Raw genomic sequence first — 12776 nt, 5'->3', positions numbered from 1 at the left:
GCCCAAAGGCAGTTTTTTTCACACCTCAAAACAATTACTGTATATTTATACAGTCTTTGCTTTTACCCGCACTTTCCTGCTGTTTCGCACCCTCGTTTTCTTGCCATGTTGACATCCAGCTCTCCGGTCCCTCGTCCGGAAATCATCCACCCCTCGCTCTGGCTGGCCTCCCAGCTGGCGCGCGGTGGTGCGCGCGGTGTCTCCAGCGGATTCGAGGCGCTGGATGCCGAGCTGCCCGAACGCGGCTGGCCGCCCGGGGTGCTCATCGAGCTGCTGCTGCCGCAGGAGGGCGTGGGCGAGCTGCGCCTGTTGCGCCCGGTACTGGCGCGTGCGCCCGCCACTGCCCGGCGCCCGCAGCAGGCTGGCCGGATCGCCCTGCTGCAGGCCCCACACCAGGTCAATGCCCCCGGCTGGGCGCATATGGGGGTGGAAGCATCACGGCTGCTGCAGTTGCAGGCCGATCATGCGGCCGACGCCTGCTGGGCCGCCGAGCAGGTCTTGCGGGCCGACAGTTGCCAGGCCCTGCTGATGTGGCAGCCGCGCTTGCGCAAGGGCGATCATGACCTGCTGCGACGCCTGCATGTGGCGGCGCAGGCCGGTCAGACGCTGTTCTTCATGCTACGGCCGCTGTCCTGCGCGCGCGAGCCTTCCCCCGCACCCCTGCGGCTGACGCTCAAGTCAGCGCGCGACGGGCTGGAGATCGGTTTTCTCAAGCGCCGCGGACCGCTGCGCGAACAAAGCCTGTTTCTCCCTTTGCTGCCTTCACCGAATTTGCAACGCCATGTCACCCCTGTGGATCGCCGTACACCTGCCACTGCTGCCGCTGGAAGTCTTCCGTCCGAACTGGCTGGATGAGGCAGCGGCCGTGGTCTTCGAGCGCGATCGCGTATCCGCCCTGACGGCACCGGCGCGCGCGCTGGGCGTGCACGAAGGCATGCGGCGCGGCGGCGTGCAGTTGCTGGCACCGCAAGCGCATCTGAATGAGCGGGATATCCTGCGGGAGCAAACCACCTTGCAGCAAGCCGCCCTGGCCCTGCTGCAATACACGCCTCAGGTCACGCTGGCCGAAGAGGCCTGCATCCTGCTGGAAGTGGGCGCCAGCCTGCGCCTGTTCGGCGGCATCCGGGCCTTGTGCCGCAAGATCCGCGTGACTATCGCCCGCATGGGACTGTCGGCTACCCTGTCCTGCGCCGTTACGGCGACCGGATCTTGGCTGCTGGCGCGCTACGGCTACGTGCGTACCCTCAATCATCGTTCCCTGCAGCGCCGACTGGACCGCCTGCCAGTGGTTCTGCTCACCGCCGCCCGTGCCCATCTGGAATGGCTGCACGGGCTGGGCTGCCGCCAGCTGGGCCAGGTGCAGCGCCTGCCCCGCGCCGGTCTGCAGCGCCGCTGCGGCAAGGACTTGCTGGCCATGCTGGACCGCGCCTATGGTGCCGCGCCCGAAGTGCATGACTGGATCGTGGCACCGCCAACGTTCCAGGCCCGGGTGGAGCTGCCGGACCGCATCGAGCACACCGACATCCTGGCCGCCTATGCCCAAGGCTTGCTGGCCCAGTTGGCCGGCTGGTTGACGGCACGCCAGTTGGCCATCAAGAAGCTGCGCCTGTGGCTGGAACATGAACGGGGACGACAGGCAGTGGCGCCGACCGAGCTGCAGATAGCGCTGTCGGTCCCGGCCTGGCAGGAAGACCACCTGCATACCCTGGTCAAGGAAAAACTGGCCCGTTCCTCCCTGCCCGCCCCGGCCATCGCCCTGGGGCTGGCCGCCGATGAACTGGAAAGCCAGCAGGCGGCCAGCGAGATGCTCTTCCCCGAACCCGGCGGCAGTGCCGAGGATCATCAGCGCCTGCTGGAACTGCTGGTGGCGCGTCTGGGCGCAGACAAGGTGCAGCAGGCCGCCCCGCGCGCCGATCACCGGCCCGAGGTCGCCAACCGCTGGTGCAGCGTGATGCAGAGCCCCGCCAGCCTGCCGGCTTCCCTGACTACCGATGCGGCGCGATTGCCGCCGCGTCCGCTGTGGCTGCTGGCCGAACCCTTGCCCTTGCGGATGCAGCAGCACAAGCCCTTCTATCGCAGTGCGCTGGAATTCACTTCGCCGCCCGAACGCATCGAAGCCGGCTGGTGGGAAGGCCGGCCATTGACGCGCGACTACTTCACGGCGCGCGATGCCAGCCATGCCTATTACTGGATCTTCCGCCAGTGGCGCGGCGGCGAGTGGTCCGACGAGGAGCCGCAGTGGTTCCTGCACGGCCTGTTCGGCTAGGAGCACGGCATGCAAGCTTCCCTGCCCTTGGGCGTCCCCCAGACCGGCCTGCCCGACTATGCCGAACTATATTGCCGCACCAACTTCAGTTTCCTGCAAGGCGCCTCGCATGCACAGGAACTGGTGGATCGCGCCATCGAACTGGGCTATCGCGCCCTGGCCATCACCGATGAATGCACCATGGCCGGCGTGGTGCGCGCCCATGCCGCCTGGATGGAACAGATCCATCGCGGCAAGGCCAAGGATTTCAAGCTGCTCATCGGCAGTTGCTTCCGTTTCACGGCCTTGAAGGATGATTCGGCCCAGCCCCTGGCGAAGATGACCCTGGTGGGGCTGGCCAGGAACCGCGAAGGCTATGGCAACCTCTGCGAACTCATCACGCTGGCGCGCACCCGTGCCGAGAAAGGCAGCTACCTGCTGTCGCCGGAAGACCTGAGCCAGCCGCCGCCCGCCCTGTCGCACCTGCGCGCCCTGCCCGATTGCCAGCTGATCCTGGTGCCGGACTACCCGGCCGATGAAGAAACGCTGGATGCGCAATTGCGCTGGTTCGCCCCGCTGGCCCCCGGCCGCTCATGGGCCGGCATGACGCGCCTGTACCGTCCGCTGGACGACCTGCACCGCGCCGCCATCGACGCCGCCGCGCGGCTGCACGGCCTGCCGCTGGCGGCGGTGGGCGACGTGCAGATGCACCAGCGTTCGCGCAAATACCTGCAGGATGTGGTCACGGCCATCCGCGTCGGCAAGCCGGTGCAGGAATGCGGCCTGGCCCTGGCCCCCAATGCCGAACAGCACCTGCGGCCACGCATGCGGCTGTCGCTGGTGCACAGCCCGGCGACCTTGGCCCAGACCCTGGCGGTGGCGGCCGGCTGCCAGTTCAGCCTGGCTGAACTGCGATATGAATATCCTGACGAACTGGTGCCGCTGGGCATGAGCCCGGCCGACTATCTGCGCCAGGAAACCTTGGCCGGGGCCTTTAAACGCTATCCGCAAGGGATACCGGGCGAGGTGCGCTCGCAGATCGAGATGGAGTTGTCCCTGATCGCCCAAAAGGAATATGAAGCTTATTTCCTGACGGTGTACGACCTGGTCAAGTTCGCCCGTTCACGCGGCATCCTGTGCCAGGGGCGCGGCTCGGCGGCCAACTCGGCGGTGTGCTACTGCCTGGGCGTGACCGAGGTTGATCCCACTTCGACCCGGCTGCTGTTTGCCCGCTTCATCAGCGAAAAACGTGAAGAACCACCCGACATCGACGTGGACTTCGAGCACCAGCGCCGCGAAGAAGTGATCCAGCACATCTACCGCAAGTACGGCCGCCGCCGCGCCGCGCTGGCGGCTGCCGTGCACAGCTACCGGCCGCGTGGCGCCCTGCGCGAGGTCGGCAAGGCACTGGGCGTGGATGCGGCCATCGTCGATACGGTGGCCAAGTCGCAGCACTGGTTCGACAGCCGGGAAGAATTGCTGGCCCGCTTTGCCGAAGCCGGACTGGACCCGGAACTGCCGCAGATCGGCCTATGGGCCAGCATCACCGGCAAGCTGCTGCGCTTTCCGCGCCATCTGTCGCAGCACACCGGGGGCTTCGTGATCGCACGCGGGCAGTTGTCGCGGCTGGTGCCGATCCAGAATGCGGCCATGGAAGAGCGTTCCGTCATCGAATGGGACAAGGATGACCTGGAGTCACTGAAGCTGCTCAAGGTCGACGTCCTGGCGCTGGGCATGCTGACCGCCCTGCGCCGCTCGCTGGAACTGGTGAGTTTGCGGCGCGGCCTGCCGCAGGTCATGCAGATGTACGACATTCCGCGTGAAGATCCGGCCACGTTCGACATGATCTGCAAGGCCGATACCATCGGCGTGTTCCAGATCGAAAGCCGCGCCCAGATGAGCATGCTGCCGCGCATGCAGCCGCGCACCCAGTACGACCTGGTGGTGCAGGTGGCCATCGTGCGGCCGGGGCCGATCCAGGGCGGCATGGTCCACCCCTACCTGCGGCGGCGGGAATTGGTGCGCAGCGGCGGCAGCTTCGACTATCCGGACAACACCAGCAAGAGCGGCAAGATCAGGAAAGTGCTGGAGCGCACCTTGGGCATCCCGATCTTCCAGGAGCAGGTGATGGACGTGGCCATCGAGGCTGCCGGGTATTCCCCCAGCGAAGCCGATGACCTGCGCCGCTCCATGGCTGCCTGGAAGCGCAAGGGTGGCATGGGCCCGCACCATGAACGGCTGGTGCTGGGCATGACCGACAATGGCTATTCACGTGAATTCGCCGAGAGCATCTTCAACCAGATCGAGGGTTTCGGTGAATACGGTTTTCCCGAAAGCCATGCCGCCAGCTTTGCCCTGCTGACCTATTTCAGCAGCTGGCTCAAGTGCCACGAGCCGGAAGCCTTCCTGTGCGGCCTGCTCAACAGCCAGCCCATGGGCTTTTACTCGCCCTCCCAATTGATCCAGGATGCACGCCGGCATGGGGTCAAGGTCCTGCCGGTGAACGTCTTGCGCAGCCGCTGGGAATCCATTCTGGAGCTGGACCCCGCCGGGCAGGCGCGTCCGGCCGTGCGGCTGGGCATGAGCCTGCTGCGCGGCATGCCCGAACAGGCGGCGCAGCGTATCGAGCAGGCCGGGGCCGAACGTCCCTTTGCCGATGTCGATGACCTGGCCCGGCGCGCCGGACTGGACCGCCACGGCCTGCAAGCGCTGGCAGCGGGTGATGCCTTGCGCGAGCTGGCCGGACACCGGCGCGCTGCGCTCTGGCATGCCGTGGGCGCAGTGCCCGACCGTGACCTGCTGCGCACGGCACCGCGCGGTGATGACGCGGTCCAGTTGGAAGCACCCGGCGAAGGCGACCAGATCGTCGACGACTACCGCGCCATGAATTTGACGCTGCGCCGCCATCCGCTGGCGCTCTTGCGCCCGACCTTGCAGCGGCGGCGCTTCATGAGCGTGGCCGACCTGAACACACTGCAGAACCGCCAGTTCGCCTGCTGCTGCGGCATCGTCACGGTGCGCCAGCGGCCGGGCACGGCCAAGGGAGTGATCTTCATGACGCTGGAGGATGAGACCGGTTCGGCCAACGTGATCGTCTGGCCTTCGGTGCTGGAAAGGCAGCGCAGCGAGGTCTTGAATGCGCGCTTGCTGGGGGTGTATGGCAGCTGGCAGTGCCATGGAGAAGTGCGCCACCTGGTGGCGGGACGGCTGGAAGACTGGACCCATCTGCTGGGCGAGCTGCAGCCGCGCAGCCGGGATTTCTTCTGAAACGGCCCTGCAAGGCAGCGTCCGGATCAAGCCGCCAGCGCCATCCGGAAAGCATTGCGCCCTTCGCTCTTGGCACGGTACAGGGCCAGGTCGGCTTCGTGCACCAGCGCATCCCAGCTGCTGGATTGGCCCGGTGACAGCACGGCCAATCCGACGCTGATGGTGACTGGTTGTCCATGACCGAAATCGTGGTTGCGTACGGTTTCCAGCAGATGCTGGGCAATCTGGCGTGCCTGGGCTTCCGACCAGTCCGGGAAGACCGCGCAGAATTCTTCGCCACCGTAACGGCCCACCATGCCGCCCTGGCAACAGTGCTCGCGCAGCAAGGCGCCGATGTCAGCCAGCACCCGATCCCCGACCAGGTGGCCGTGGGTGTCGTTGATGTCTTTGAAGTGATCCACATCGATGAAGGCCAGCGTCAGGACCCGCCTGCCCTGCACCGCCCGGGCCAGCGCCTCTTCGCCACAGCGCACCAGCTCGCGGCGGTTGAGGGTGCCGGTCAGTTCATCTTCGGTGGCCAGGCGCTGCTTGTCGGCCAGCAGCCGTTCGAAGTAGATCATCATCAGCGACACCGACAGCAGCAAGGTGCCGCTGATGGGAATCAGATAGATCAGGCCCACGCCCAGACTGCTCATCTCGGGGGGCATGAACAGTTCCGGATGCGACAACGACAGCAGCAGCCGGCTCACATGGGTGGCGCTGAGGATCAGCAAGGCCACGATGCCGATCCAGCGGCCAAAGGTCCAGCGCGGATAGCGCGCGGCCAGCGGCCCCGACATGCCCTTGAAGAATTCACGCAGCACCAGGCAGAACACCACCTGCAAGCCGCCCACGGCGAGGTAGGCACGATGGGTGAAATCGGCACTTCCGATCAGCAGCGCGGTAAAGCTGACGGCATAGGCGATCACCAGCATCCAAGGCCAGTCGCCCGACTGGCGCTGGTAAAAGCTGCGCAGTCCGCGCCAGGCAACGATGCCGGAAGAAAACACCAGTGTATTGCCCAGCAACAAGCCGAGCGGCCGCAGGCTGCCAGCCAGCCCGGCGTACACTGCAACGGTGACGCAGATCCCCAGTGCCGAGAACACGCCCGACAGCGCCCACAGCCGCGTGAAGCGCTCTGACGGCGTGCTGATGAACAGCCCGGTCATGATCACGCCACTGCAAAACTGTACGATGGCCAGCGCAATGCTGGCGGTGAAAGGATTCATGCGGATTCGCTTGCCCTTGCGGGCAGGTATAGAAGGCATCGCGGCAAGCGATGCGGAGGATGCGCCCCTCAGCGCATCGGCGGCGTCCTCAGTTGGCTTGGGGCTCGAGGACGACCAGGGTCGACGCCAGTGTAACCGAAGGCGCAAGCTCAGCAGTGATTTTCAGCAATTCATCAAAAAATCTGAACTTTTAAGCTAAAAAAGACGGCGCTTGTTCAATTTTATTCACTTTATTAGCGTGGTTCATGTACGTTCCAACAGCCGGGTATGTCCCCACTGGCCGGAACGGCACAGCGCATCGGTCACATCCAGCACCAGTCGTTCCACCGCAGCAGCCGCGGTGGTCAGCGGGATATTGCGCGAGGCGCACAGCACCAGGGTGCGCGAGATCTGTTCGCCGGCAATGGCATGGGCGACCATCTCGCCGCGCTCGATGTCGGCCAGCAGCGGCGCCACCGGCAGGATGGTGGCGCCGATATCGGCCAGGATGGCCGATTTGAGGATGGCCACCGAGTTGATCTCGATGACGTTATCCAGGCTCATGCCCTGGCCGCGCACCAGGCTCTCGATGCGCGGGCGCACCCCATGGGCCAGGCCCGGCAGGATCAGCGGAGCCTTGATGGCCTTGGCCAGCGGCACGCCCTTGCGGCCTTTCACCCCATAGCGCGACTTGGCGCGGGTGATGTACATCATCTCTTCCTCGATCATGGGCGTGGCTGCGAAGGACGACAGCTGGCCATCGTCAAACAGCACCGCCAGATTGATGCGGCCGGATTTCAACTGGGTGATGAGGTTACCGGTCAATTCCTCGGTCAGTTGCAGGGTGATCTCGGGGTAGATCGAGCGCACTGCATTGAGCAGCGGCAAGGCCAGCGCATTGGAGACGCTCTGCGGAATGCCCAGCGCCACCGTCCCCGAGGGTTTGTCGGTGGACTGCGCCACGGCCTGCTTGGCATCCTGCACCTGTTTCAAAATCGCCAGCGCGTGCTCATAGAAGACCTTGCCGGCATCGGTAGCGATGACTCCTTGGGCCGAACGATGCAGCAATTGCGCCGCCATCTCGTCTTCCAGCTGGCGGATCTGCTGGGTCAGCGCCGGCTGGGCGATGTGCAGCACACGCGCTGCGCGTGAGAGTGAGCCGTGATCGACGATGGCCACGAAGTAGCGCAGTTGGCGTAATTCCATGGGATGGGCTTCCTGCGGAAGAATAAGTAGTTAAAAGAGTTGACAGCTTGAATGACAAGCAGACTCACAGGCCAGGCCGGCTGTTGAACATGCGCGTGCGGGCATTCTCGATATGGCCACGCATGGCACGCCGCGCGCCTTCAGCATCCTGCAGGCGGATCAGCTCGAAGATCTGGCGATGTTCGTCCATGGCATCCTGCGAGCGCTTCCAGGGCGGGATCTGCATCAGGTGGCGCAGCATGTTGACGGCGTGGCTGACATCGTATTCCAGCGTCTTCATCACCTGCACGAAGCGCTGGTTGCCGGTGGCCTGGGCGATGGCTTCATGGAAGCCGAAATCATAGTGATGGGCGATGCCGCCCACGCGGTTGGCTTCCTCGAATCCGAGCAGCAAGGCATCCATCTTTTCCAGATCCTGCTTGTTGCGTCGCAGGGCGGCCATGTAGGCGCATTCCGGCTCCAGCACCAGCCGCAGTTCCAGCCCGTTCATGATGTGGCCGATGCGGGTCTCGGGTTCGCCATCGGGACGGGCCGGGGCCAATCCTGCCTTTTCCTTCACATAGGTCCCGGAGCCACGCTGGGACTCCACCAGTTGATCTTCACGCAGCCGGTCCAGCGCCTGCCGCACCACCGGCCGCGAGACCTCGAACAACGTGGCCAGGTCGTTTTCGGAAGGCAGCTTGCTGCCGACGGCAATGCGGCCTTCGACAATGGCATGGAACAAGGTTTCATACACGCGTTCAGCGAAGCGTTCCGGCCGCACCGGACCCAGGCCGGCCGCGGCCAGGCTCAGGATGTCACCGGAAGCGCCGGGGCGCGGGGGCTTGCTCGATGAGGGCATCGACACTCCAGTTAGGCAGGAAATGACAGGAACGGCATGGGCCGCATGGTAGCGGATTTGTCAGTCTCACCGCCAGCCGTCCGATGCAAGTAGTCATCAAAGTAGTAAATATATTTGACATCTTGGATGCGCAGGCTTAGATTCAGGCACAACAAAAACAGCAGCACACGACAAGACACCAGGAGACAAGCCCTTCCCGGCCCTGTTCGGACTGACCGTTCGACGCAGGCCCGCGCCTGCATGGCGTGCCATCCTGCCGCTTCCCTGTGCTGCTCCCCCGTCATCCGCCTCCAAGGACCGCACTGCCATGAAACAGCACTTCATCGACAATCGCTGGGTCGCCCCCGCCTCCGGCGAAAGCATCCCCGTCATCGATCCCTCCGATGGCCAGGCCTTCGAGGCCATCGCCCGTGGCAATGCCGCCGACATTGACCAGGCCGTGCAGGCAGCACGCCGCGCGTATGAAGGTGCGTGGGGCAAGCTTTCCGCCGCCGAGCGCAGCCGCCTGCTGATGAAGCTGGCCCACAAGCTGCAGGATCACCAGGAAGAACTGGCTCAGCTGGAAGGACGCGACTGCGGCAAACCCATGAAACAGGCACGTGCCGATGCTGCGGCCATCGTGCGCTACTTCGAGTTCTACGCCGGTGCCGCTGACAAGCTGCACGGCGACACCATTCCCTACCAGGCCGGCTATACGGTACTGACCCTGCGCGAGCCGCACGGCGTGACCGGCCACATCGTGCCGTGGAACTACCCGATGCAGATCTTCGGACGCTGCGTGGGCGGCGCTCTGGCCGCTGGCAATACCTGCGTGGTCAAGCCGGCCGAGGATGCCTGCCTGTCCATCCTCCGGGTAGCCGAACTGGCCGCTGAGGCGGGCTTCCCCGAGGGTGCACTCAACATCGTCACCGGCTATGGCCACGAGGCCGGCGACCTGCTGGTCAAGCATCCCGATGTGAACCACGTGTCCTTCACCGGCTCACCCAACGTGGGCAAGCTGGTGGTGCGCGCGGCCGCCGAGCATCACACCCCGGTCACCCTGGAACTGGGCGGCAAGTCGCCGCAGGTGGTCTTCGAGGATGCCGACATGGACGCCCTGCTGCCGGTGGTGGTCAATGCCATCGTGCAGAACGCCGGCCAGACCTGCTCCGCCGGCAGCCGCCTGCTGGTCCAGCGTGGCGCTTACGAACAGGTGCTGGAGCGGCTTGCCGGGCTGTTTTCGCAGCTCAAGGTGGGCTCCTCGCAGATGGACCTGGACTGTGGTCCGCTGATCCGCAAGACCCAGCAGGAACGCGTGGCCGGTTTCCTCTCGGATGCACGGCGCGACGGCATCGCCCTGGTGGCGCAAGGCGAGATCGCGCCCGGCGCCCCGTCCGGCGGTTTCTACCAGGCCCCGGCCCTGCTGCGCGACGTGCCGCCCCAGCATCGGCTGGCGCAGGAAGAAGTGTTCGGTCCGGTACTGGCGGCCATGTCGTTCGAGGATGAAGCCGAGGCCATCGCCCTGGCCAATGGCACCGACTACGGCCTGGTGGCCAGCGTCTGGACCCGCGACGGCGGCCGCCAGCTGCGGCTGGCGCGCGCCATTCGCAGCGGCCAGGTCTTCATCAACAACTATGGCGCCGGTGGCGGCGTGGAACTGCCCTTCGGCGGCGTCAAGGCCAGCGGCCACGGGCGCGAGAAGGGCTTCGAAGCCCTTTATGGCTTCACGGTCCTCAAGACCATCGCCATCCGCCACGGCTGACCTCCCCCCTCATTCAACACACACAATTTTCAAGGAGACACATCATGCGTTTGCAAGACAAGGTAGCCATCGTCACCGGTGGCGGTTCGGGTTTCGGTGAAGGCATCGCCAAGGCCTATGCCCGTGAAGGCGCCTCCGTCGTGGTGGCCGATATCGGCGAAACCGGCGGCCTGCGGGTAGTCGAAGAGATCAAGGCGGCGGGCGGCCGTGCGGTCTTCGCCAAGGCCGACGTCTCCAAGCGCGCTGACATGGACCAGTTGCTGGCCAGCGCCCTGGAGCACTTCGGCAAGCTCGACATCGTCGTCAACAATGCCGGCACCACGCATCGCAACCGCCCCATGCTGGAAGTGGAAGAAGACGAGTTCGACCGCGTCTATGCAGTCAACGTAAAGAGCATCTTCCTCTCGGCCAAGACCTTCGTGCCCTATTTCCGCCAGGTCGGCGGCGGTGCTTTCGTCAACATCGCCTCCACCGCCGGCATCCGCCCGCGTCCCGGGCTAACCTGGTACAACGGCAGCAAGGGCGCCGTCATCACCACCAGCAAGTCGATGGCGGCAGAACTGGGTCCGGACAAGATCCGCGTGAACTGCGTCAATCCGGTCATCTCGGCCACCGGCCTGCTGTCGGAATTCATGGGCGTGCCCGACACCCCGGAAAACCGCAAGAAGTTCGTCGCCACCATTCCCATGGGCCGTTTCTCCACCCCGGAGGACATCGCCAATGCCTGCCTCTACCTGGGTTCCGATGAAGCAGAGTTCGTCACCGGCGTGTCCATCGAGGTCGATGGCGGACGTTGCGTGTAAGGCGGCGATGTAAAAATCTTCATGCAAGCGGTGAGGATAATGATTTGACAATGTCCTCACCGCCACTACAATGCGTGGCACCGTCAAGCGGTCACAAAGAACCGGCGACGCACAACAACGATACGTCAAACACTATCTGGAGCGAGACATGACCTACCAAGCAGGCGCCGCCGCCGACGGCGCGCGCGCATCCTTTGAAGACGCGACCTACAGCAAGGTCACCTGGCGGCTGCTGCCGCTGCTGTTCCTGTGCTATGTGGCTTCCTACCTGGACCGGGTCAACGTCGGCTTTGCCAAGCTGCAGATGCTGCAGGACCTGAAATTCAGCGATACCGTCTACGGCCTGGGCGCGGGCATCTTCTTCCTGGGTTACTTCGTCTTCGAAGTGCCCAGCAACATGATCCTGCACAAGGTCGGCGCACGCCTCTGGATCGCCCGCATCATGATCACCTGGGGCATCATCTCGGGCGCGATGGCCTATGTCACCACGCCGGAAATGTTCTACATCATGCGCTTCCTGCTGGGGGTGGCCGAGGCCGGCTTCTTCCCGGGCGTGATCCTGTATCTGACCTACTGGTATCCGGCGGCACGCCGCGGCAAGATCACTGCGCTGTTCATGACCGGCATTGCCCTCTCGGGCGTGATCGGCGGCCCGCTGTCGGGCTGGATCATGCATGCCATGCCGGGCGTATGGGGTCATACCGGATGGCAGTGGATGTTCATCCTGGAAGCCATTCCTTCGCTGATCCTGGGCGTTCTGGTGATCCTGTATATGAAGGATCGCATCCGTGACGCCGAGTGGCTCACCGAAGACGAAAAGCGCCTGCTGGAAACCAACATCAGCCACGAAGAAAGCCAGAAGGAACACCTGTCCCTGGGCGCCATGTTCGCCAACGGCCGTGTCTGGCTGGGTGCGCTGATCTACTTCTGCTTCGTCATGGGCCTGTATGGCGTGAGCTTCTGGCTGCCGACCATCATCAAGGCCACCGGCGTCTCCGATCCGCTGAACGTGGGCCTGCTCACGGCCATCCCCTACGCCTTCGCCGCTGCGGCCATGGTGCTCATCGGCCGCAGCGCCGACGCCCGCCGCGAACGCCGCTGGCACGTGGCCATTCCCGCCTTCGTCGGTTGCATCGGCCTGTTGCTGTCCACCCTGTATGGTCACAACACGGCGCTGGCGATGGCCTCGCTGACGCTGGCCAGCGTCGGCATCCTGACCACCCTGCCACTGTTCTGGAGCCTGCCGACGGCCTTCCTGTCGGGCACCGCCGCCGCCGCCGGTATTGCGCTGATCAATTCGCTGGGCAACCTGGCCGGTTTCGTCAGCCCCTTCCTGGTCGGCTGGCTCAAGGACACCACCCAGAGCACCAATGCCGGCATGTACGTGCTGGCGGCCTCGCTGGTCATCGGCGGCCTGCTCACGCTGAGCTTGCCGGCCAAGCTGGTCAACAAGTAAGACGGCCTGGCAATCCTCTTCGCATTCAGG

General features: G+C 64.7%; 9 protein-coding genes. 6 read left to right on the top strand and 3 right to left on the bottom strand.

Annotation, left to right across the window (positions count from 1 at the left end; translation table 11 throughout):
* Positions 1-105: 105 nt before the first annotated feature.
* The 3 genes from imuA to E2K99_RS11840 are packed head-to-tail and all read left to right on the top strand — an operon-like array spanning position 106 to position 5512.
* Complete coding sequence (gene imuA, locus E2K99_RS11850) at positions 106-855, top strand: translesion DNA synthesis-associated protein ImuA (protein ID WP_134222330.1); 750 nt, start codon at positions 106-108, stop codon at positions 853-855.
* Positions 782-2266, top strand: coding sequence for a Y-family DNA polymerase (locus E2K99_RS11845; protein ID WP_166675060.1), 1485 nt, complete (start codon positions 782-784; stop codon positions 2264-2266). Before imuA ends, E2K99_RS11845 begins: the two co-directional genes overlap by 74 nt.
* 9 nt (positions 2267-2275) lie before the next feature.
* The gene (locus E2K99_RS11840) at positions 2276-5512 is read left to right on the top strand and encodes an error-prone DNA polymerase (protein WP_134222329.1); all 3237 of its coding nucleotides are present in this window, start codon (positions 2276-2278) and stop codon (positions 5510-5512) included.
* A gap of 26 nt (positions 5513-5538) precedes the next feature.
* Here E2K99_RS11840 and E2K99_RS11835 read toward each other — a convergent pair whose 3' ends face one another.
* The 3 genes from E2K99_RS11835 to E2K99_RS11825 form a co-directional block, all read right to left on the bottom strand.
* Positions 5539-6720: a GGDEF domain-containing protein gene (locus tag E2K99_RS11835; RefSeq protein WP_134222328.1), complete on the bottom strand. Its 1182-nt coding sequence runs from the start codon at positions 6718-6720 to the stop codon at positions 5539-5541.
* A gap of 243 nt (positions 6721-6963) precedes the next feature.
* Complete coding sequence (locus E2K99_RS11830; RefSeq protein ID WP_134222327.1) at positions 6964-7905, bottom strand: LysR substrate-binding domain-containing protein; 942 nt, start codon at positions 7903-7905, stop codon at positions 6964-6966.
* Between the two features lie 64 nt (positions 7906-7969).
* Positions 7970-8746 carry a FadR/GntR family transcriptional regulator gene (locus tag E2K99_RS11825; RefSeq protein WP_134222326.1) on the bottom strand — a complete coding sequence of 259 codons (777 nt, stop codon included), beginning with the start codon at positions 8744-8746 and terminating at the stop codon, positions 7970-7972.
* A gap of 307 nt (positions 8747-9053) precedes the next feature.
* Between E2K99_RS11825 and E2K99_RS11820 the strand changes: the two genes are divergently transcribed.
* From E2K99_RS11820 to E2K99_RS11810, 3 genes are all read left to right on the top strand, one after another.
* Positions 9054-10487: an aldehyde dehydrogenase family protein gene (locus E2K99_RS11820; protein ID WP_134222325.1), complete on the top strand. Its 1434-nt coding sequence runs from the start codon at positions 9054-9056 to the stop codon at positions 10485-10487.
* A gap of 44 nt (positions 10488-10531) precedes the next feature.
* Positions 10532-11290, top strand: a complete 759-nt coding sequence (locus tag E2K99_RS11815; RefSeq protein WP_134222324.1) for an SDR family oxidoreductase — start codon at positions 10532-10534, stop codon at positions 11288-11290.
* A 148-nt stretch (positions 11291-11438) separates the two neighbouring features.
* Positions 11439-12746, top strand: a complete 1308-nt coding sequence (locus E2K99_RS11810) for an MFS transporter (protein ID WP_121040111.1) — start codon at positions 11439-11441, stop codon at positions 12744-12746.
* Positions 12747-12776: the final 30 nt, after the last annotated feature.

The organism is Herbaspirillum huttiense (genome assembly GCF_004367745.1).
Lineage (GTDB): Bacteria > Pseudomonadota > Gammaproteobacteria > Burkholderiales > Burkholderiaceae_D > Herbaspirillum > Herbaspirillum huttiense.
The sequence above is the reverse complement of the archived record's forward strand: the minus strand, read 5'-3'. Positions and strand labels throughout refer to the sequence as shown.